17 protein-coding genes are annotated in these 21,382 nt (G+C 51.6%); 6 read left to right on the top strand and 11 right to left on the bottom strand.

What is annotated here, in order from left to right:
• Window positions 1-126 precede the first annotated feature (126 nt).
• The gene (locus ACLJQJ_RS10045; RefSeq protein ID WP_063809091.1) at window positions 127-1,368 is read left to right on the top strand and encodes an NAD(P)-dependent oxidoreductase; all 1,242 of its coding nucleotides are present in this window, start codon (window positions 127-129) and stop codon (window positions 1,366-1,368) included.
• On the top strand, window positions 1,362-2,597 hold the full coding sequence (gene preA, locus ACLJQJ_RS10050) for an NAD-dependent dihydropyrimidine dehydrogenase subunit PreA (protein WP_000956095.1): 1,236 nt from the start codon (window positions 1,362-1,364) through the stop codon (window positions 2,595-2,597). Before ACLJQJ_RS10045 ends, preA begins: the two co-directional genes overlap by 7 nt.
• Window positions 2,598-2,671: 74 nt before the next feature.
• Here preA and mglC read toward each other — a convergent pair whose 3' ends face one another.
• The 6 genes from mglC to folE form a co-directional block, all read right to left on the bottom strand.
• Window positions 2,672-3,682 (bottom strand): galactose/methyl galactoside ABC transporter permease MglC, encoded by a 1,011-nt coding sequence (gene mglC / locus ACLJQJ_RS10055; protein WP_001275101.1) that lies wholly within the window; start codon window positions 3,680-3,682, stop codon window positions 2,672-2,674.
• Window positions 3,683-3,697: 15 nt separating this feature from the next.
• Window positions 3,698-5,218: a galactose/methyl galactoside ABC transporter ATP-binding protein MglA gene (mglA, locus tag ACLJQJ_RS10060; RefSeq protein ID WP_063809090.1), complete on the bottom strand. Its 1,521-nt coding sequence runs from the start codon at window positions 5,216-5,218 to the stop codon at window positions 3,698-3,700.
• Between the two features lie 133 nt (window positions 5,219-5,351).
• Window positions 5,352-6,350, bottom strand: a complete 999-nt coding sequence (gene mglB / locus ACLJQJ_RS10065) for a galactose/glucose ABC transporter substrate-binding protein MglB (protein ID WP_001036937.1) — start codon at window positions 6,348-6,350, stop codon at window positions 5,352-5,354.
• A 498-nt stretch (window positions 6,351-6,848) separates the two neighbouring features.
• Window positions 6,849-7,871, bottom strand: a complete 1,023-nt coding sequence (gene galS, locus ACLJQJ_RS10070) for an HTH-type transcriptional regulator GalS (RefSeq protein WP_000628631.1) — start codon at window positions 7,869-7,871, stop codon at window positions 6,849-6,851.
• Between the two features lie 149 nt (window positions 7,872-8,020).
• Window positions 8,021-9,163 (bottom strand): DUF418 domain-containing protein YeiB, encoded by a 1,143-nt coding sequence (yeiB, locus tag ACLJQJ_RS10075; protein ID WP_001518079.1) that lies wholly within the window; start codon window positions 9,161-9,163, stop codon window positions 8,021-8,023.
• A 14-nt stretch (window positions 9,164-9,177) separates the two neighbouring features.
• Entirely contained in the window at window positions 9,178-9,846 is a 669-nt protein-coding gene (gene folE / locus ACLJQJ_RS10080) for a GTP cyclohydrolase I FolE (protein WP_001139611.1), read from the bottom strand.
• Window positions 9,847-10,175: 329 nt separating this feature from the next.
• Between folE and fghA the strand changes: the two genes are divergently transcribed.
• A complete protein-coding gene (gene fghA, locus ACLJQJ_RS10085) occupies window positions 10,176-11,033 on the top strand; it encodes an S-formylglutathione hydrolase (RefSeq protein WP_000425488.1) in 858 nt (285 codons plus the stop codon).
• On the opposite strand, the gene ACLJQJ_RS10090 is transcribed toward fghA, so the two are convergent.
• Together ACLJQJ_RS10090 and ACLJQJ_RS10095 are read right to left on the bottom strand one after the other, a co-directional pair.
• Window positions 11,022-11,411: a helix-turn-helix domain-containing protein gene (locus tag ACLJQJ_RS10090; protein ID WP_000876817.1), complete on the bottom strand. Its 390-nt coding sequence runs from the start codon at window positions 11,409-11,411 to the stop codon at window positions 11,022-11,024. The two genes, fghA and ACLJQJ_RS10090, sit on opposite strands and share 12 nt — an antisense overlap.
• 4 nt (window positions 11,412-11,415) lie before the next feature.
• Entirely contained in the window at window positions 11,416-12,783 is a 1,368-nt protein-coding gene (locus ACLJQJ_RS10095; RefSeq protein WP_063809695.1) for an L-serine ammonia-lyase, read from the bottom strand.
• Between the two features lie 216 nt (window positions 12,784-12,999).
• Between ACLJQJ_RS10095 and serB the strand changes: the two genes are divergently transcribed.
• Both serB and ACLJQJ_RS10105 read left to right on the top strand, forming a co-directional pair.
• The gene (gene serB, locus ACLJQJ_RS10100) at window positions 13,000-13,887 is read left to right on the top strand and encodes a phosphoserine phosphatase SerB (RefSeq protein ID WP_000022914.1); all 888 of its coding nucleotides are present in this window, start codon (window positions 13,000-13,002) and stop codon (window positions 13,885-13,887) included.
• 32 nt (window positions 13,888-13,919) lie between these two features.
• Window positions 13,920-15,242, top strand: a complete 1,323-nt coding sequence (locus tag ACLJQJ_RS10105; RefSeq protein WP_000023807.1) for an MFS transporter — start codon at window positions 13,920-13,922, stop codon at window positions 15,240-15,242.
• A 43-nt stretch (window positions 15,243-15,285) separates the two neighbouring features.
• On the opposite strand, the gene cirA is transcribed toward ACLJQJ_RS10105, so the two are convergent.
• The 3 genes from cirA to yieE all read right to left on the bottom strand — a co-directional run bounded on the left by cirA (window position 15,286) and on the right by yieE (window position 20,146).
• A complete protein-coding gene (gene cirA / locus ACLJQJ_RS10110) occupies window positions 15,286-17,277 on the bottom strand; it encodes a catecholate siderophore receptor CirA (RefSeq protein ID WP_000488252.1) in 1,992 nt (663 codons plus the stop codon).
• A 346-nt stretch (window positions 17,278-17,623) separates the two neighbouring features.
• On the bottom strand, window positions 17,624-19,093 hold the full coding sequence (gene lysP, locus ACLJQJ_RS10115) for a lysine-specific permease (RefSeq protein WP_000534999.1): 1,470 nt from the start codon (window positions 19,091-19,093) through the stop codon (window positions 17,624-17,626).
• Between the two features lie 189 nt (window positions 19,094-19,282).
• Window positions 19,283-20,146 (bottom strand): DNA-binding transcriptional regulator YeiE, encoded by an 864-nt coding sequence (yieE, locus tag ACLJQJ_RS10120; protein WP_000548316.1) that lies wholly within the window; start codon window positions 20,144-20,146, stop codon window positions 19,283-19,285.
• A gap of 120 nt (window positions 20,147-20,266) precedes the next feature.
• Between yieE and ACLJQJ_RS10125 the strand changes: the two genes are divergently transcribed.
• Window positions 20,267-21,316, top strand: a complete 1,050-nt coding sequence (locus ACLJQJ_RS10125; RefSeq protein ID WP_000137966.1) for a YeiH family protein — start codon at window positions 20,267-20,269, stop codon at window positions 21,314-21,316.
• Window positions 21,317-21,382: the final 66 nt, after the last annotated feature.

Raw genomic sequence — 21,382 nt, forward strand, 5'->3', positions numbered from 1 at the left:
CATTTTTTTGTGAATTCTTTCACAGAATACCCTTCTTTCAATGCTTAGGGTGGCGGTAGATTTTGGATCATTAAAACGCGTTATTTGCGTTTCGCCTTAATTTATTCAAGCATTAAGGAAGATTATATGCCGCAACAAAATTATCTGGATGAACTCACGCCTGGTTTTACGCCATTACTGGCAATAAAAGAGGCTTCACGTTGTTTATTATGTCACGATGCGCCCTGTAGTCAGGCTTGCCCGGCGCAAACCGATCCGGGGAAATTTATTCGTTCTATTTACTTTCGCAATTTTAAAGGCGCAGCGGAAACTATCCGGGAAAATAATGCGCTTGGCGCCGTCTGCGCCAGAGTCTGTCCGACGGAAAAATTATGCCAGCGCGGATGTACACGTTCCGGAATAGATAAACCTATTGATATTGCACGCCTGCAACGTTTTATTACCGATTTTGAACAGCAGACTGCCATGCAGATTTATCAGCCCGGGAGTAAAACACGCGGGAAAGTAGCGATTATTGGCGCGGGTCCGGCAGGTTTGCAGGCAAGCGTGACGCTCACGCATTTAGGCTATGACGTCACCATTTACGAAAAACAGCCGCAGCCCGGCGGATGGCTGCGTCACGGCATCCCGGCATTTCGTCTGCCGCAAAGCGTTCTCGATCAGGAAATTGCCCGCATTGTAGAAATGGGCGTCAATATTAAATGTAATTGTGAGGTGGGCGGGTCGCTATCGCTTGCGCAACTCAAAGCCGAATATCGCGCCGTGCTGATGACCGTCGGGATGTCCTGTGGCTCTGATTTACCGTTATTTGAGCAAGCCAGTCACGTAGAGATTGCCGTTGATTTTTTACAGCGCGCCCGTCAGGCCGACGGCGATATTAGCGTTCCGCGTAGCGCATTAATTATTGGCGGCGGCGACGTAGCGATGGATGTCGCCAGTACGTTAAAAATTCTCGGCTGTCCTTCCGTCACCTGCGTGGCGCGGGAAGAATTAGCCCAATTTCCCGCCAGCGAAAAAGAATTTACCAGCACGCAGGCATTAGGCGTATCGATTATTGATGGTTTTACGCCTGTCGCCGTCAGCGGAAATAAAGTGACCTTCCACCATGTACGCCACTCAGGAGAACTGACGCTGGAAGCGGAAAATATTATTTTGGCCGTGGGGCAGCACGCACGACTGGATAACTTTGCGGAGATAAAAGCGCAGCATAATATTATCGACACGCACAATTATCAAACCGACGACCCGGCGATCTTTGCCGCTGGCGATATTGTTAAAGGTGATAAGACCGTCGTTTATGCGGTAAAAACCGGAAAAGAAGCCGCTCAGGCTATTCATCATTATTTAGAGGAGGCCTGCTCATGTTAACAAAAGATTTGTCTGTTACCTTTTGCGGCGTTAAGTTTCCCAATCCGTTTTGTCTCTCTTCTTCTCCGGTAGGCAATTGCTATGAGATGTGTGCCAAAGCCTATGATACCGGCTGGGGCGGGATCGTTTTTAAAACCATTGGTTTTTTTATTGCCAACGAAGTCTCTCCACGTTTTGATCACCTGACGAAAGAAGATACCGGTTTTATTGGTTTCAAAAACATGGAGCAAATTGCTGAGCATCCGCTGGAAGAGAACCTGGCCGCCATTCGAAGGTTAAAACAGGATTATCCGGATAAGGTGCTGATTGCTTCCATCATGGGGGAAAATGAGCAGCAGTGGCAAGAACTGGCGCGTCTGGTTGAAGAAGCCGGCGCGGATATGATTGAGTGTAACTTCTCTTGCCCGCAGATGACCTCGCACGCCATGGGAAGCGATGTAGGGCAAAGCCCGGAGCTGGTTGAAAAATACTGCCGCGCCGTAAAACGCGGTTCATCTTTGCCAATGCTGGCGAAAATGACGCCGAATATTGGCGATATGTGCGAAGTCGCGCTGGCCGCCAAACGCGGCGGGGCCGACGGTATCGCCACCATCAACACCGTGAAATCCATTACTAACATCGACCTGAACCGCAAAATCGGGATGCCGGTGGTTAACGGTAAATCCAGCATCTCCGGTTATTCAGGAAAAGCGGTGAAACCCATTGCGCTGCGTTTTATCCAGCAGTTGCGAATGCACCCTGAACTGCGCGATTTCCCGATTAGCGGTATCGGCGGCATTGAAACCTGGGAAGACGCTGCCGAATTTCTGCTGCTGGGCGCGGCGACCCTACAGGTGACGACAGGCATTATGCAATACGGTTACCGCATTGTAGAAGATATGGCGAGCGGCCTCAGCCACTATCTGGCCGATCAGGGATTTGCCTCATTACAGGAGATGATCGGGCTGGCGAATGGCAATATTATCCCGGCGGAAGACCTGGATCGCAGCTATATCGTCTATCCGCGGATTAATCAGGAGAAATGCGTCGGCTGCGGACGTTGCTATATCTCCTGCTATGACGGCGGCCATCAGGCGATGGAGTGGGATGAACACAGCCGCACGCCGCATTGCAATACGGAAAAATGCGTCGGTTGTCTGCTGTGCGGTCATGTCTGCCCGGTCGCCTGTATTGATTTAGGCGAGGTCAAATTTAAAAAAGGCGAAAAAGAACACGCGTTAACGCTGTAGCTCACGGTATGAAGCCCGGCGCGCAGTTTCGCTGCGCCGGGTTATCTGATAAGCAAGGTAATACGTCTGGATAACTACTTCTTACGCGCGTATTTCAGCGAGTCCAGCGCCACGGCGAAAATGATAATGCCGCCTTTGATGATGTACTGCCAGTACGGGTTTACCCCGATATAGGTCAGGCCATAGTTGATGACGGTAAAGATAATGACGCCGGTCACCACGCCGAAGACCGTCCCCACTCCGCCGCTAAACGATACGCCCCCGACCACGCACGCGGCAATCGCATCCAGTTCATACATAAAGCCGAGGTTGTTGGTGGCAGAACCAATACGCCCTGCTTCCAGTAAGCCGCCGAAGGCATAAAACACGCCGGAGAGCGCATAAATCATCAGCAGGTTCAGCGCCACGTTTACGCCAGAAACTTTCGCCGCCTCCGGGTTGCCGCCAATAGCAAAAATGTTTTTACCAAAACGGGTCTTATTCCACAGCACCCAGACAAACGCTACCGCAATCAGAGCGTAAAAGGTGATGTATGAGAGCCGGAAACTGCCCATCGCCACAAAGCCCTGTGCAAAGGTGGAAAAGCCGCTGTCAAAGCCGGAAATGGGCGAAGCGCCGACAAAGTCATAGTAAAGGGAGTTGATCCCATAAACGATAATCATCGTGCCAAGCGTGGTAATAAACGGCGTCACGTTCAGGTAAGCAATGATGATGCCGTTCACCAGGCCAATCACCGCGCCAATCGCGCAGACAATCAGGATGACCAGCGCAATCGGCATGGTCGCCATTTCCGGAAACACTTTATTGGCGTTTTCCATTGATTGCAGTAATGTTGCCGCCACGACCGCCGCCAGCCCTACCTGACGCCCCGCCGACAGGTCTGTCCCCTGGGTGACGATGAGTCCCGCCACGCCCAGCGCGATAATAATACGTACCGAAGATTGCGTCAGAATATTACTTAAATTCAGCAAACTTAAAAAAGTCGGGTCCTGGAAAATAATAATCGCCAGCAACACTAAAAGAACGACGTAAATTCCGCCCTCTTTCAGCCAGGTCAAAAAGCTTTTCTTGTTTAACGCACTCATAAGGAGCCCCTGATCTTAAAGGTGCAAAGAAGCAAGACGCAAAATTTCGTTTTGCGTTGTTGTTTTAGTATCGACAATGCCGGAAACGAGACCGTTACTCATCACCAGGATACGATCGGTAATCCCTAACAGCTCCGGCATTTCAGAAGAGATAATGATGATCCCCTTGCCTTTTTTCGCCAGTTCCGCAATAAGCTGATAAATTTCAAACTTTGCGCCGACATCAATGCCGCGGGTCGGTTCGTCCAGCATTAATATTTCCGGCTGCGTTAATAGCCAGCGACCAATGATCACCTTTTGCTGATTGCCGCCGGAAAGCGAACCAATTTGCGTGCGATGCCCCGGCGTTTTTACCCGCATGGAATCAATGACCCATTGGGTGTCGCTTTTCATCCGGGAATTATCCAGTAACCCCACTTTATTTTTATAATTACGGATATTCGAAATTAATGAGTTAAATCCGATATCCAGATAGGCATAAATTCCGGTGGAACGACGCTCTTCCGTCACCAGCGCAAAACCGTGGTTAATCGCTTCGTTCGCAGTGTGATTATTAATTTTCTTGCCATGTAAAGTGATTGTCCCGGACGACTTCTCACGAATGCCAAACAGCGTTTCGACGATATCGGTACGCTTTGCCCCAACCAGACCGGCAATGCCCAGAATTTCGCCCTTGTGCAAATCAAAGGAGACATCGCGAATGGAAGGCTGGCGCAGCGAGGTCAGGTGACGAACCTCCAGAATCACATCGCCCGGCTTATTTTCTTTATCCGGAAAGCGCTGGTTCAGGGAACGCCCGACCATCATCGCAATGATCTTATCCATATCCAGCCCTTCCAGCGGCTGGGTGGCAATCCATTGACCGTCGCGCAAAATAGTAATTTCATCGCACAATTGAAAAATTTCTTCCATTTTATGCGAGATATAAACAATTCCGCAGCCGCGTTCTTTCAGCTTGCGAATAATGGTGAACAGATGATTAACCTCTTTCTCAGTTAACGATGAGGTCGGCTCATCCATAATAACGATCTTAGCGTTATAGGAAAACGCCTTCGCAATTTCGATCATCTGCATTTGCGAAACGGATAATGTTCCTACGCGCGCGCGCGGGTCAATATCGATATCCAGTTCATCAAATATCGCTTTGGTATCCTGGTACATTTTATCCTGGCCGACAAACATACCTTTGGTGGGATAACGTCCCAGCCACATGTTATCCATGACCGAACGTTGCAATACCAGATTTAACTCCTGGTGTACCATCGAAATCCCATTCTCCAGCGCTTCTTTCGCCGAATGGAAGTTCACTTCTTTTCCCTGAAATACAATGTTGCCGGAATCTTTTTGGTAAATACCAAAAAGACATTTTAATAATGTTGATTTGCCTGCGCCGTTTTCGCCCATTAATGCATGAATAGAGTGCGGACGAACGTTTAAGTTGACATTATCAAGCGCTTTCACGCCGGGAAATGATTTGTTAATGCCACGCATTTCCAACAAATATTCACCCGACGACGGAGAGATCGTGCTGCCCATAATGATACCCTGTCGGCCTTTTTAATTATGACTATCCGCGCCGGATGGCAAAAGAAATACGTTATCCGGTCTGCGGCACGTCACCCTTCCACGGTTTCAGGGCGCAACAAAATTGCGCCCACAGACGGAAAAGTTATTTTTGGGTAAATTCGCTCAGATTGTCTTTGTCCACGCCGACATAAGGCACGCGCACGATTTTGTTCTCAATCTTCCAGTTGGTACCGTCAGCCGCGCCCTTGCCTTCGGCGAGGTTTTTCGCCAGATCGAATGTCGCTTTCGCCTGATTGTTGGCGTCATTCAGTACCGTACCGGCCATCGCGCCCGATTTCACCAGCGCCAGGGCTTCCGGTAACGCATCGACGCCAAAGACCGGAATCGACGATTTATTATGCGCTTTCAGCGCCTCTACCGCGCCCATCGCCATCGCATCGTTATTCGCGATAACCACTTCAATCTTGTTAGCGTTCGGGCCAGACAGCCAGGCATCCATCTTATCTTTTGCCTGCGCGGTATCCCACATGGCGGTGTCTAACGCCAGTTGCTCGGTCTGAATACCTTTAGCATTTAACTCTTTCACCACATACGTCGTACGGGCTTCAGCATCCGGGTGCCCCGGCTCGCCTTTCAGCAGAACATACTGAATTTTACCGTCTTTATTCAGATCCCAACCCTGATTCGCCTGCCAGTGTTTGGCAATCAAGTCGCCCTGAATCACACCGGATTCTTTAGAGTCAGTCCCGACATAATACGCCTTGTCATAGCTGTCCAGCGCTTTGCGGGAAGGCTCTTTGTTAAAGAACACCACCGGCACATTTTGCCCGCGCGCTTTCTCAATCACCGTACCGGCGGCTGCCGGGTCGACCAGGTTAATCGCCAGAGCTTTAACCCCTTTCGCCAATAAAACGTCAATTTGATCATTCTGTTTAGATTGATCGTTTTGCGAGTCATTCATCAGTAGCTGAACATCCGGCGCGGATTTGCCATCTTTTTCAATAGCCTTACGCACCACAGACATAAAGTTATCGTCATATTTATAAATCGTCACGCCAATACGAGTATCAGCCGCGTGCGCGTGCGCGCCGAATAACAGACTTGCCATCACGGCAGAAAGGGTCAGTACCTTCTTATTCATGGTAGCTCCGGTTTTATTATGTAGGGTATAGCGTAAAAAAATGCCCGGCTGTTCAGCACGTTAACGCGTGTTACTGAACGCCGAAGCGTATTTAGAGCCTATCCCACCAGGCGTTATTGGCGCAGCCAGTTTGGACACGGACAGCGCGCAAAAACCGGAGCGTACACGTAGTACGTGAGGTTTGACTCGCTACGCTCGCCCTTCGGGCCGCCGCAAGCGGCGTTCAAAACGCTAACGCGTTTTGGCGAGCACTGCCCAGGTCCAAAATGGCAAGTAAAATAGCCCTAATGGGATAAGCTCTTATTCAACTCTTTATTTTTGTCCGGTAGTCGCGGGATATTGTGATAACGGTTTTTATAAGCGAAATACCCCAGCAAAACTGACAACTAACTGTTACACATTAGTTACAGTGCGACAAACGTTGTCATCATAGCTATCACAATGTTAATAAACTGTGAATTTACTCACAGATTGAAAACGGTTACATGCGGGGCGTAATCAGTTAGTGATCAGTACCGCATTCTGTCGCCACGCCACCGAATGGCGCCGCACCAGGGTCGGCATAAAGCAGTGCGTCGCCGTGATATCCAGCGTGCCTGCGGCCCCCTGTAACGCCAGCTCGGTCGCGATTTTCGCCATAGAAGCAATAGGATAGCGCACGGTAGTCAACTGAGGATCGGTATAACGAGCAATAGGGATATCGTCGAAACCGATGACAGACAGATGCAAGGGAATGGCGATGCCGTTATCTTTTAACGCCGTCAGCGCGCCCGCCGCCATGTTATCGTTATAGGCAAATACCGCCGTCAGTTGCAGATTGCGTCCCAGCAACTCAACCATTGCCGACTCGCCGCCCTGCATGTCCGGCGTGCCGGTGCCTATCCAGCTCTCCGACGCAGCAATCCCCTGCTCTTGCAGCGCGTGTAACCACCCTTCTCTGCGCATCGCGTCATCTTCAATACGGTGGCTGGAAGCCAGGTAGCCGATGCGTTGATGTCCATTATTCAGCAACATTCGGGTCGCCATTCTGGCACCGCTCACATTGTCGAGACAGACACAACGATGCGCATAACCCGGCACGATACGGTTAATCAGCACCATACCGGGGATCTGATCCATAAAGTCGCTCAGCTCGCGATCGGTTAAGGCTTTTGAGTGAACAATCAATGCGTTACAACGCTGACGGATCAAGACTTCAATCGCATGACGCTCTTTTTCCGCCTCATGATAACTGTTGCCAATGAGAACATATTTCTGGTGCTGCTGCGCGACCAGATCTACGGCTTTCACCAGAGCGCCGAAAAAGGCATCGGAAACATCCATGACCACGACGCCGATGGTATCGCTCACCTGGGTGGCCAGCGCTTGCGCATTCGCATTTGGCCGATATCCCAGCAGGGTGACGGCCTGCATAACGGCGTCACGGGTGTCGGGACTGACCAACGCGCTGTTATTCAGTACGCGGGAAACGGTCGCTACAGACACGCCAGCCTGGCGCGCTACATCACGAATGGTGATCATATTCACTGCCCTGTTTGAGTTCAAAAATGCTCACAAATGCCCCGTTAGCAGGCGGCTATTTTGTCAGCACCCTGCCCAGGGCTGCGTGAGAAACATCACAGGGATGGAAACGGTTACAGCCATTTTGTTAATGAATGTGATCCAGATCGTTATCTGAGCGATCCTGACGCGCGCAACGTGAGTTGACGCCATAACCACTCGACCGGTCCCTGTCGCCAGAAACGTAGCCAGATGACGGAAAAGAGAAGGTTTATTGCCCATACCGGAACGACAAAGAACAAGAGTTCCAGTCGATTGAATTTCATAAATAAGCCAAACTGATAAAACAGCGTGGTACAGATGATCGTCTGCAGCAGATAATTGGTCAGCGCCATTCGCCCTACGCAGGCAATGGCAAGCGTCAGTCTGCATCGGCTAAGCTGCGGCCAGAAGCCAAACATCAGCGCGGCATAGCCCAGCGTTTGCAACGGCGCGCTCAGTTCGCGCGGCGCCTGCAATAAGAAGGCGCACCAGCGGTACGCCCAGTCCAGCCGCCATTGTAAAATGACCGCAGGCAGGTTGATCATTAGCCCTAACGCCACCAGCAGAACCCCGGTACGGCGATAGTGCCGCAGACTGTACTGACCTTTCAGCCAGCCGCTACGCATTAGCGCGGCGCCCAGCAGCATCATACCTGCCAGTTGCCAGCCATACTGCGCGCCGAGCGCCAGTAAACTATTCGACAGCATCTCTGCCCGGTTGCTGATAGCCTCCATGCCGCCGTTCAGCTTCCAGTATTTTTCATACAATATTGCCGACGCATCCGGCGTCCAGGCGCGGCTGGTTTCGCTACTCGATACCACGCCCAGCAGCAGTAGCACGCCAATCCCGACCAGATAAAGGAGTATGCCGGTATTGAACAGGCTTTTTACCGAAGGCGCGTCGCGTACCAGTCGCCAGCAAATTAACCCGACCAGACCGTAGGCCAGCAGAATGTCGCCGTCCCAAAAGAATAACGCATGGATAAAACCTAACAGTACCAATAGCGTTAAGCGCGACTGAATCCACTGTTTACCACGCGGAAGCAGCATTTGTAGCCCCGCGCCAAACAACAACGCGAACAGCGTAAGAAACTTAGCCTGCGCCACAATATCGAGAATCGCCCAGGACCAGGCGTCTTCGGGAACGATCGCGCCGTACCAGGCGGGATTGAGATAAGCCGCCTTCGGCAATCCAAAGGCGCTAATGTTAAGAAGCAGGATACCGAGGATAGCGACGCCACGTACAAAATCCAGCGTGACATTACGCTCCATCGTCTCCGCCTTAATCATGGATGATGGCGAACGGCACGCAGAAACTCCTGGCGCGTATTCTGGCTGGACTTAAACAATCCACCCAGCGACGTCGTCGTCGTGGCGCTGGTTGCGTCACGAATACCGCGCGCTTTCACGCAGTAATGCACCGCATCAATCGATACCGCTACATTATTGGTGCCGAGCAAGGTTTGCAGCGCCGTCAGAATTTGTTGGGTCAAACGTTCCTGAACCTGTGGACGCTGGGCGAAGAATTGCACGATGCGGTTAATTTTCGACAGGCCGATCACGGAATCTTTGGGGATATACGCGACGGTCGCTTTGCCATCAATGGTCACGAAGTGATGTTCACAGGTGCTGGTCAGCGTGATATCGCGGACGGTGACCATTTCATCCACCTTCATTTTATTTTCAATGAGGGTAATTTTCGGGAAATTGGCATAGTCGAGGCCGGCGAAAATCTCGTCAACGTACATCTTAGCGATACGATGCGGCGTTTCCATCAGACTGTCATCGCTCAAATCGAGATTCAGCAACTGCATAATCTCAGTCATATGCCCTGCGATAAGGCTTTTTCGCGTTTCATTATCCAGTTCATCCATAGGCGGGCGCAGCGGCGTTTCCAGCCCCCGGGCAACCAGCGCGTCATGAACCAGGGCCGCTTCTTTACTGAGTGATGGCATTAATCGTGTTCTCCTGCAGGTGTGGCGCCTCTGCCCTGCATGGGGCAAAGTTTGTCAATATTGTGACAGTGTGATTATTGTGCGTGAGGTAGCGCACATAATCCAGTATTCACGCCCATAATTGTTGAAATTGTCGCTGCCTTTCATGACATCTTTTCCGGTGCAAGAATGCTGGCAGGACAAAGGGCATATTTGTTAACGCAACGTTATTTAAATGATGAAGCATGTTTATGTATTACGGAAGTGAAAGTTACTCACAACGCGGTGAGTAATCTGTATTATGAAGAATCTGCATACCTTATCAGGTTCACCATAAAAGGAGCCCCCGCATGGAAATGCTCGAAGAGCACCGATGTTTTGGCGGCTGGCAGCAGCGCTGGCGTCATCATGCCGCCACGCTAAACTGCGCCATGACATTCAGCATTTTTCTTCCGCCGACTCAGGATAATGAACCGCCTCCGGTACTGTACTGGTTGTCCGGGTTGACCTGCAATGATGAGAATTTTACCACCAAAGCAGGCGCGCAGCGTATCGCAGCAGAACTGGGCATTGTATTGGTGATGCCGGATACCAGTCCACGCGGTGAACAGGTCGCCGACGATAGCGGATACGATTTAGGCCACGGCGCCGGGTTTTATCTCAATGCCACACAGCCGCCCTGGGCCAGCCATTATCGCATGTACGATTACCTGCGCGATGAGCTTCCGGCGCTTATCCAGACACAGTTTAACGTCAGCGACCGTTGCGCCATCAGCGGGCACTCGATGGGCGGCCACGGCGCATTAATCATGGCGCTGAAAAATCCGGGCAAATACACCAGCGTCTCTGCTTTTGCGCCTATCGTCAACCCCAGCCGCGTGCCGTGGGGAATCAAAGCGCTTACCGCTTATCTCGGCGAAGATGAATCAGCCTGGACTGAGTGGGATAGCTGCGAATTAATGCTGGCCAGCCAGCCGCAGGACGCCATTCCTGTGCTCATCGATCAGGGCGACAGCGATCAATTCCTCGCCGATCAGCTTCAGCCCGCCGTACTGGCGGAAGCCGCGCGGCAAACCGCCTGGCCGATGACGCTACGAATCCAGCCTGGCTACGATCATAGCTATTATTTTATTGCGTCCTTCATCGAGGACCATCTGCGCTTTCATGCCCGGTATTTACGGGACGAGCGTGAGACGTCACCAACATAATGAATTTTCCAGCGCCGCGCTGTAGTTCACCTCCTCCGACTGCGGCGCGGAAGATTTATTATTTAAATCCGCGGCCTGCTGGCGTACCTGAAGGCGGCCGCTGCCCTCTCCGCCTTCATAACTTTCGTGAAAATTACGCAGCTCGGATTCAAACAGCACCGCATCAAGATTATGCAACTTATCCAGCGCCCGCAGGAGAGAAATTAACGTATCAAGATTGAGCCCTCCCCCCTTCTCGATACGCTTGATGGTGGCAATACCAACGTGCGCGCGATCGGCAAGCTGCTGCTGGGTCATCGAAAGAGACAGGCGCGTCTCCTTTAAGCGGGCGCACAACGACAGGATAATCTCGTCGTTATTCATCGTATTGTATTTCACGCTGTTACCCTCTCTTGCGCGGCTGAATTTTCCCCAGCGAACCATGATACGTTTCACGGTATTTAGCGCTCATGTCTTTACCGGTCTCGTACATCGCAGCAATGATCTCATCGAGCGAAATACAGGGTTCGCTTACGCGACTCATCGCCATCGTCGCCGCGTTTATCGCTTTCACGGCAGAGATGGCGTTTCTCTCTATGCAGGGAATTTGTACCTGCCCGCCCAGCGGATCGCAGGTCAATCCCAGATGATGTTCCATGGCAATTTCAGCGGCGCTCAGCGTTTGCTCCACGGATGCGCCCATCAGTTCAGCCAGGCCCGCCGCCGCCATTGAGCACGCCACGCCGATTTCCCCCTGACAGCCAACTTCAGATCCCAGAATAGAGGCGTTTTGTTTAAACAACATCGCGATAGCGGCGGCGGTCAGGAAGAAACGGGTCAGAGCACCGGGCTCCAGCGGCGTGACAAATTTATCATACCAGCAGAGCGCTGCCGGAATGATGCCGCACGCGCCATTGGTTGGCGCGGTAACAATCTGTCCGCCGCTGGCATTTTCTTCGCTTACCGCAATCGCGAAGGCATTGACCCAGTTCAGCGCGGTTAAAAAATCGCTGGCGGAGCGGTTAGCCTGTAACGTCTTATGTAACGCACAGGCGCGCCGCGGTACCTGATAGGGGCCGGGTAATACCCCCTCAGTATGCAGGCCGCGATAAACCGCCTGCTGCATCACGTCCCATATTTGCGCCAGATAATTCTGCAACGTCTGTGGCGAGTGGCGGCACAGCTCATTTTTCATCATCAGCGCCGCCACGGACAGGCCGTTACGCCGACACAGCGCCAGCAACTGCGCGGCATGACTAAATTCAAAGGGCGACACTGTACGCAAAGGAAGCGATGGCGTCAGCGGCTCGCCATGTTTGCGGACCTGCCCGGCGCCGGTCGAAAACCAGGTCTCTTCATACACCGTGAAATAATCATCTCTGGCGCGAAACGTCATGGCATAAGGATGGCCTGGATGCGCCTGGTGATTGGCGATAATCTTGACTTTTATCGTGATTCCGCCCGCGTCGGAGAGCGCGAGTTCGATTTTGTTTTCATTTTCCGCACGCTTAATCACCGCCATATGCGAACGGAGATCGACATTCTCCGGCTGGCAACCCAGCAGCCCAAGATACAGGGCGGTATCCACATTGTGGCACTTGCGGCTTAACGATAACGCGCCATACAGCTCGATTTCAATTTCCCGAATTAGCGGCAACGTCTCTTGTTCTCTGAGCAATGAAATAAAGTGACAGGCGGCGCGCATCGGCCCTACGGTACGTGAGCTGGATGGACCTATTACTATTTTGAATATATCAAGGCAACTCTCCATCGTTATATCAATCCTTTCAGTCTCATTCGCGTTCAGTAATAAATAACATCCTCGCACAGTTGGCATATCAAAAGTGATACCTTTTGTGTCTGAACTTTACCTGGTATCAAAAACAACGCTTTTTTAGCCCTTTTCTGGCTGTGATATCTGTGATAGCACGAGATTCCACGCCGCAAAAGAGCCATTATAATACCCGTAAATTAAGGGAGTTATCATATGAGCATTATTTATTTTATTACTACACAGGATATCGATACGTTTCAGAAAAAATTACAGGAAACGTTATTTAATGCCGTCACCATGCCGTTTCCGCTATTATTTGATAAACGTTATGCCGCGCTTATCAATACCGCTTATTTAAAGCTTACGCTGCCAGCGGAATGTCTGACGCCTGAATTTTATCGCTATTTACGCGAACTCTCATTGCAATGGCAGTTTGATTTTTTTATTAAGCCGCAGCCACTGCCTGCTAACGGTATTATCGCGTTTGATATGGACTCGACATTTATTGCGGAAGAAGGCGTGGATGAAATTGCCCGCGAGCTTGGCATGTCGACGCAAATCACCGCCATTACCCAACAGGCGATGGAGGGCAAGCTTGATTTTAACGCCAGTTTTACCCGACGTATCGGAATGTTGAAAGGCACACCGAAAGCAGTGCTGAACGCCGTATGCGATCGCATGACCCTTTCGCCAGGCCTGTTAACTATTCTGCCAGTCATCAAGGCCAAAGGATTTAAAACCGCGATTATCTCCGGGGGACTGGATATATTCACCCAGCGTCTAAAAGAACGGTATCAACTGGATTATGCCTTTTCGAATACGGTTGAAATACGCGATAACGTTCTGACGGATAACATTACTTTGCCGATTATGAATGCCGCAAACAAAAAACAGACGCTGGTTGACCTGGCTGCCCGGTTAAATATTGCCACGGAGAATATTATTGCCTGCGGTGATGGCGCCAACGATCTGCCGATGTTAGAACATGCTGGCACCGGTATTGCCTGGAAAGCGAAGCCGGTTGTACGAGAAAAAATCCACCATCAGATTAATTATCACGGTTTCGAATTGCTTCTTTTTCTTATTGAAGATGAATTATAACGCGACTCACCTCGCCGGAAGGGAATTTTAAAATGAGTATAAAAACATTTATTTTCAGCCAGCCCGATAAGCCGATTGTAAAAGAGAAAAAAGAGATAGACCAGACCTATAAAAAATTTCGTTTTGAGATTATCGCCTCGGTCTTTATCTCTTATGCCGTCTTTTATCTTACCCGTAAAAACTTCTCCGCCGCGATGCCGGCCATGCTGACGGAAACGTCGCTGACCGCAGAAGACTTCGCCATTATGTCTTCTATTTTTTACATTCTTTATGGTGCGATGAAGTTTGTCGGCGGGATGCTGGTCGATAAAATTAACCCGAAAGCCATGACCGGCCCGGTGCTGATTGGCGTGGGGATTGTAAATATTCTGTTCGGCTTTTCCGACAGCGTGGCGGCATTCTACGTGCTGTACAGTCTCAACGCGATCTTACAGGGCACCAGCTTTCCGCCGATGGCGAAAATTATGGCCTCGTGGTTTTCGAAAAACGAACGGGGACGCTGGTGGGCTATCGTTGAAGCGGCGCACAATATCGGCGGCAGCCTCGCGCCGCTGCTGACCAGTTTTGCTATCGCCTTTAGCGGTAGCTGGAAAATGGGGTTTTATGTTCCCGGCGCCATTTCGCTGCTGATGGGGATAGTGGCGCTATTTACCATTAAAGATCGTCCCGGTACGTTAGGTTTGCCCAACGTGGGGCAGTGGCGTAACGACCCGACGGAACTGGCCCAGGTCAAGGCCAGCCCGGTCAACCTGAGCTTCTGGCAGATTTTTGTGAAATATATCCTGACCAATCCACTGGTATGGATCATTATTATCGGTGATATGTCGGTTTATATTGCGCGCACTATTCTTAACGACTGGCCGCAGATTTACTATTCGCAGGTTCACGGCTGGAGTCTGATAAAAGCGAACTCGATTATTTCCTGGTTTGAGGCGGGCGGACTGGCAGGTGGGTTGCTGGCAGGCTACTTGTCTGACTTTATGTTCAAAAGTAACCGCTGGATGACCGGGTTAATCTTCGCGTTAGCGCTGTGCATATGCATCGTGCTGGTGCCGCTGGTTCAGGATACCTCTTACACCCTCACCGCGATTCTGTTCACCATCATGGGTTTCGCCTTATACGGACCGCATATGCTTTTTGCCGTCGGCTGTCTGGATGTGACCCATAAGGATGCGGCGGGATCGATTACCGGCTTTCGGGGATTGTTCAGCTATGTCGGCGCGGCAATGGCCGGTGTGCCGGTAATTATGGTGAAAAATAGCTGGGCGTGGTCGGGCGTTTATATCTATGCGGTGATCGCCATTCTGCTAACGACTCTGTCGCTGGCGCTGCTCTCCAGACTGCATCGGTTATAACATTCTGGCGACAGCGGCAAAACGCGGCTGTCGCCAGTCTCTGTCAGAAACGGTAATCCACCGCCATAAAGTAACGACGTCCGTCTTCGGTATAACCGTAGTCGTCGCGTTTGAGATCTTTATCGCCCACGTTCAAAACGCCCGCACGCAGTTTAACGTTTTTCGTCGCCTGCCATGCCGCGCCGGTATCCCAGACCACGTACCCGCCCGGCGTTTTCGCCGTTGCGCTGTCGGCCCGCTTACGCCCGGTATAATTCCCTGATACGTAGAATGACCAGTCTTCGAGCTGCACCGGTTTCCAGTCCAGCGTACCGTTCGCGGTGTGGAACGGCAGATCGGAAAGCGGCTTGTTCCCGCCATTACTGACGTCGCGTCCGTCGTTATAGGTGTAATTCAACGACAGTTTCCACGCCTCGTTAAACGGAACTTTCAACTCGGTTTCCACGCCCTGAATACGCGCTTTATTCACGTTGTAATAACGGAAGACCGGAACGCGCTGTCCCCGACTGTTGGTTTCGAAACCGACAAAGTTGGAATAGCCGGGCGCGGCGTTAACGTCAGGGGTACGACTAATGCTGATGCGATTGTCCACATCGTTACGGAACGTGGTAACGCTCGCTTCCACGCCCTCCAGTATGCCTTCTTCGCCACGGTAATAAAGGCCGAGCTCCCAGCTTTCACTGGTTTCAGGTTTCAGATCCGGGCTACCGATAATGCGGCATCCGCCACGGCAGGAGTTGGTCGCCCAGTCCGGACTTAATTGCAATAGCGACGGCGCTTTAAAGGCCGTGGCCCACCCACCTTTCACCGTCAGGGTATCCGTTGCGTTATAGACCAGATAAGCACGCGGGCTCCAGTGATCGCCATAGGTTTCATGGTCATCCATACGAATACCGGTGGTCAGCGCCAGCGGTTCGAAGATGCGCCACTCATCTTCAAGGAACAGAGCATACTGGCTGGCGGAGGTTTTAGTACTGGAACCGCCGGTCAGGTTCACCGCATCGCTCAGTTTATCGTGACGCCATTCGCCGCCGAAGGTGAGGAACTGGTTGACAGACGCTAACGGCAGAACGTATTTCCCGTCAATCGAATTGCTTTCTGACGTGATAGGGCTACTGTTGCCGGGGTTTTTGTTTTCCACCTTTTCGCCGTAGAACTTGAGCTCGCTGTTGCCGAGATCCCAACGTCCGTTATGGCTCAACGCGTAGTTTTGCCGTTCCAGACGATTTTTATCCAGCGAGTCGGAGTCCCGGTCCTGGCGATCAAAACCGTAGCCTGCGGTAACGTCATGATTTTCGTTTGGTGTCCAGGCAAACTCGACGTTTCCATCCCGGCTGGTAAATCCTTCAATGCGCGGCGTTTCACCCGTAGCGGTGGTGGCGGAACTCTGCTGCTCGTCTTTTTCGCGTTTCGCCAGGCTACCGTAGGCTTTCATTCCCAGCACGCCGTCGATCAGCGGACCGCTGGTAAAGAACTGACCGTTATAAGTATCGCCACGGTCGCGATGTTCCTGAATAGTGGAGTCAACCGTGACGCTGCCGTGCCATTTCTGACCAATTTTTTTGGTGATAATGTTGACCACGCCGCCCAGCGCATCGGAGCCATACAGCGAGGACATGGGGCCACGCACCACTTCAATGCGTTCGATAGCGTCAACCGGTATCCAGTTCAGATCAAAATCATTATGGCGGAAGACCGCGTTACGGGAGTTAACGCGCTTACCGTCGATCAGGATCAGCGTATAACTGCTGTCCAGACCACGAATACTCACGCCTTTACGGTTATCCCCTTCGTTAGTGAGCTGTACGCCCGGCACCTCTTTCAGGACATCTTTCAGGTTTTGCACGGGCCTGCGCTGTAAATCTTGTTGGGTAATGACGCTGATACTTGCTGGCGCATCTTTCAGATTTTGTTCGATGGCGGACGCGGTAACGACCATGGTTTCACCATCATCCGTTGCCGCGGCAACCGGCCAGGCCAACGTAACTGCGGACATACAAAGCCCTACCCGAACGAAAGGGTTAAACCTAAACATTCCATTTCTCCATGAGGTAAATACGACAAAAAAAATCGGTTATCGCTCACAACGCATTACGTTTCGCCTGCGATAACGGTTATCACGGCGAACTCTTTTTATGCAGGCGAGTCGGGCTCATGAGTGACGGTCGCGCCCGAATCTTCATCCTTTCTGATTTCGAGCGTAACGATAAAGCAAACGATAATAATTATCAATTTAATTGTTAATAATTATGTCATTTGAACCAATCATAAAGAAAAAACAAAAAACCCTCTCGAATGAGAGGGTTAGAAGGGTCAGGTTCAGGCAGTCCGTGCCGGATGGCGGCATAAAGCCTTATCCGGCCTATGACGAGAATACTACGTTACTTTTTAACGCGTTCCGGGAAGTGCATTTCGCTATAGCGCACGAAATGCGTACCTTTTATCAGCTTGTAGCCGAACCAGATAAGCAGGAACAGCGGAATACCGATATAGGTCGCCGCGACGCCGCCCCAGTCGATGGTATCTTTCAGGAACGCTTCATAGTTCTGCCCCAACGTAATAATCAGGCACAGTACAAAGGCGAAAATCGGCCCCAGCGGGAAGAACCCGGAACGGTACGGCAAATCATTCACATCATACCCTTGTATCACGTAACCGCGACGGAAGCGATAATGGCTAATGGCAATCCCCAGCCAGGCGATGAAGCCCGTCATACCGGAGGTGTTCAACAGCCACAGATAGACCGTCTGGTTGCCGAACATTGAGGTCAAAAAGCAAAGACCGGCAATCACGGTGGTGGCATAAAGCGCATTGCGCGGTACGCCGCCACGGGACAATTTCGCAAAAATACGCGGGGCCTTACCGTCACAGGCCAGGGTGTAGAGCATACGGGTCGAGGCATACATCCCGGAGTTACCCGCAGACAGTACCGCCGTCAGGATAACCGCATTCATTATCGCCGCCGCAGACAACAAGCCCGCATGCTGGAACACTAAGGTAAACGGACTGACGCTAATGTCTTTGACGTCGTTACGCAGCAGGTTTGGATCGGTATAAGGAATGATCAGGCTGATAATCAAAATCGCGAAAACATAAAACAGCAGAATACGCCAGAATACCTGACGCACCGCGCGCGGAATATTCTTCTCCGGGTTTTCAGATTCCCCGGCGGCAATACCAATCAGCTCGGTTCCCTGGAAAGAGAAGCCCACGATCATCGCGACGCCAATCATTGCCGCAAAACCGCCAGCAAAAGGCGCATCGCCCGTCGTCCAGTTGCTCCAGCCGACCGGCTCAACACCTTTAAAGATACCGATAATCATCGCTACGCCAACGATGATGAAGATAATAACGGTCGCGACTTTAATTAACGAGAACCAGTACTCCGCTTCGCCAAAACCGCGCACGGAAATGTAGTTCAGCAAGAAAATGACGCAGAGGAATAGCGCGCTCCAGATCCAGCCCGGCGTGTCCGGGAACCACCAGCCCATCACCAATTGCGCGGCAACCAGGTCAACAGCGATAGTCACCGCCCAGTTGTACCAGTAGTTCCAGCCCAGCGCGAAACCAAAGCCTTCTTCCACATAGTTCTGACCATATGTCGCAAACGAGCCAGATACTGGCATATAGGCCGCCAGCTCGCCAAGACTGGTCATCAGGAAGTAGACCATCAAACCAATCAGAATATAAGAAAACAGCGCGCCGCCTGGCCCCGCCTGAGAAATTGTCGCACCAGATGCAACGAAAAGACCTGTCCCGATGGAGCCGCCAATGGCAATCATCGTCAGGTGACGCGCCTTTAATTCGCGACGTAGCGCGGGCGCTTCTGTGGTTTTAGTTTTGGAACCCATGTGAAAATGCTATCCATCCAAAAAATGAGGCGCGATTGTAACAGACGAAATACTATCCTTCCGACACAAATGCGCGGTTATAAGAGACCTTCATGACCGGCCACGGATTATAAGTAAAGCAGAGAATAACGTATACGTAAGCGGATACTAAAAATGGCGATGCCGCCCGGGCAGCCCTCCTCTTCACCTTTATTCACAGTAACTCAAAAAACGCTGCAACGCGTTAGAAAGATGTTTCTGCCGATGATGAACACGCCACAACGTGCGCACAAGGCGCGGTAACGGCACCGCGACTTCGCCCAGGGTTCCCGCCTGGAGTTGTTCAGCAATCACCCGGCGCGATAAACAACTTATCCCCAGTCCATGACGCACCGCATGTTTGATCGCCTCTGAATTCCCCAACTCCATCGCCATATGAAAGCGCGGCAAATGCGACAACAGCAAATAATCGACAATTTCCCGCGTACCGGAACCGCGCTCGCGTAAAATCCATGGGGATGCCGCAAGCTGTTCCAGCGTCACCGGCCCCTGCGTCAGCGGCGAGGACGGCGCGGCAAAGACCACCAGCTCATCTTCCAGCCACGGCTCAGAGATAATCTCTGTACTGTGACACGGCCCTTCAATCAGGCCGATATCAACCCGAAAATCCAGCACCGCGTTAATCACGTCCTGGCTGTTTCCCACGCTGAGTTCCAGCGGTAAGGCCGGATAATGCTGGCGATAGCGGGCAATCATGGCGGGTAAAATGTAATTGCCGATGGTGCTACTGGCATAAACCCGTATCGCGCCGTTATCTTCACGAAATAGCTGCTCAATTTCTACCGCTTGCTCCAGCAATGCCAGCGCGCGCGGATATAACAAGCGCCCATGTTCGTTGACCACCAGCCGTTTCCCCACCCGATCAAACAACTGTACGCCGAGCTGACCTTCCAGATCGGTGAGCGCGGCGCTAACGGCGGACTGCGATAATGACAGCATGACCGACGCCTGGGTTGTTGAACCGCTTTTCAGTACTTCAGCAAACACTTCAAGTTGTCGTAGCGTAATATGCATAGTCGTATCCCACCGATAGCGTTTCACTTACCACTTATAAAGATTAATTATAAATATATAATCAATTTTATTTTTAAACCAGATCACCGTAACCTTATTGTCCATATACAGGAGAAGGTTATGACAGAACTCACCTTGCAGAATCATCGTCGTACAATGTGGCATTTTATACCGGGGCTCGCTCTGAGCGCCGTCATTACAGGAGTCGCCCTGTGGGGCGGCGCTATCCCTGCCGTTGCAGGCGCGGGGTTCAGCGCCCTGACCCTGGCTATCCTGCTGGGTATGGTTATCGGGAATACCGTCTATCCACAAATATGGAAACAATGCGACGGCGGCGTGCTGTTTGCAAAACAACATCTGCTGCGTTTAGGGATTATCCTTTACGGCTTCCGCCTTACCTTTTCACAAATCGCCGACGTGGGCATTAGCGGCATTGTGATTGACGTATTAACGCTTTCCAGCACGTTCATGCTGGCCTGCTTCTTAGGCCAAAAAGTCTTTGGTCTGGACAGGCACACCAGCTGGCTGATTGGCGCCGGTAGCAGTATCTGCGGCGCGGCGGCGGTACTGGCGACAGAACCGGTGGTAAAAGCGGAAGCCAGTAAGGTTACTGTAGCCGTCGCGACTGTCGTTATTTTCGGCACCATCGCTATTTTCCTTTACCCGGCAATGTATCCGCTGCTGGCGCACTGGTTCAGCCCGGAAACTTACGGCATCTATATCGGCTCAACCATGCATGAAGTCGCGCAAGTGGTCGCAGCGGGTCATGCCGTTAGCCCGGATGCGGAAAATGCGGCAGTTATCGCTAAGATGCTGCGTGTCATGATGCTGGCGCCGTTCCTGATCATTCTGGCGGCACGTGTTAAACAGCTTTCACCGGCGACCGGCGCGGAAAAAAGCAAAATTACCATTCCGTGGTTTGCTATTTTCTTCATCGTAGTGGCGATCTTCAACTCTTTCCACCTGCTGCCGAAAGCCGTGGTGGATATGCTGGTGACGCTGGACACGGTGCTGCTGGCGATGGCGATGGCGGCGTTGGGTCTGACCACTCACGTTAGCGCATTGAAAAAAGCGGGGGCGAAACCGCTGCTGATGGCGCTGGCATTATTCGCCTGGCTGATTATTGGCGGTGGCGCCATTAACGTCCTAATCCATAGCCTTATCGCATAAATTATTACGTTTCACGCCTGTTAACCCGTTATCATAGCGTTCGTAATGAACCGTTAGCGGGTTTAA

The sequence above is a fragment of the Salmonella sp. SAL04202 genome, from assembly GCF_046550775.1.
Taxonomy (GTDB): Bacteria; Pseudomonadota; Gammaproteobacteria; order Enterobacterales; family Enterobacteriaceae; genus Salmonella; species Salmonella enterica.

Coding starts and splice junctions, on each gene's coding strand:
- ACLJQJ_RS10125 (WP_000137966.1), top strand. CDS start 20,267: ATGACAGAACTCACCTTGCAGAATCATCGTCGTACAATGTGGCATTTT.
- yeiB (WP_001518079.1), bottom strand. CDS start 9,163: ATGGAGCGTAATGTCACGCTGGATTTTGTACGTGGCGTCGCTATCCTC.
- galS (WP_000628631.1), bottom strand. CDS start 7,871: ATGATCACCATTCGTGATGTAGCGCGCCAGGCTGGCGTGTCTGTAGCG.
- mglB (WP_001036937.1), bottom strand. CDS start 6,350: ATGAATAAGAAGGTACTGACCCTTTCTGCCGTGATGGCAAGTCTGTTA.
- preA (WP_000956095.1), top strand. CDS start 1,362: ATGTTAACAAAAGATTTGTCTGTTACCTTTTGCGGCGTTAAGTTTCCC.
- yieE (WP_000548316.1), bottom strand. CDS start 20,146: ATGCATATTACGCTACGACAACTTGAAGTGTTTGCTGAAGTACTGAAA.
- folE (WP_001139611.1), bottom strand. CDS start 9,846: ATGCCATCACTCAGTAAAGAAGCGGCCCTGGTTCATGACGCGCTGGTT.
- serB (WP_000022914.1), top strand. CDS start 13,000: ATGAGCATTATTTATTTTATTACTACACAGGATATCGATACGTTTCAG.
- cirA (WP_000488252.1), bottom strand. CDS start 17,277: ATGTTTAGGTTTAACCCTTTCGTTCGGGTAGGGCTTTGTATGTCCGCA.
- ACLJQJ_RS10105 (WP_000023807.1), top strand. CDS start 13,920: ATGAGTATAAAAACATTTATTTTCAGCCAGCCCGATAAGCCGATTGTA.
- mglC (WP_001275101.1), bottom strand. CDS start 3,682: ATGAGTGCGTTAAACAAGAAAAGCTTTTTGACCTGGCTGAAAGAGGGC.
- mglA (WP_063809090.1), bottom strand. CDS start 5,218: ATGGGCAGCACGATCTCTCCGTCGTCGGGTGAATATTTGTTGGAAATG.
- ACLJQJ_RS10045 (WP_063809091.1), top strand. CDS start 127: ATGCCGCAACAAAATTATCTGGATGAACTCACGCCTGGTTTTACGCCA.
- ACLJQJ_RS10095 (WP_063809695.1), bottom strand. CDS start 12,783: ATGGAGAGTTGCCTTGATATATTCAAAATAGTAATAGGTCCATCCAGC.
- fghA (WP_000425488.1), top strand. CDS start 10,176: ATGGAAATGCTCGAAGAGCACCGATGTTTTGGCGGCTGGCAGCAGCGC.
- lysP (WP_000534999.1), bottom strand. CDS start 19,093: ATGGGTTCCAAAACTAAAACCACAGAAGCGCCCGCGCTACGTCGCGAA.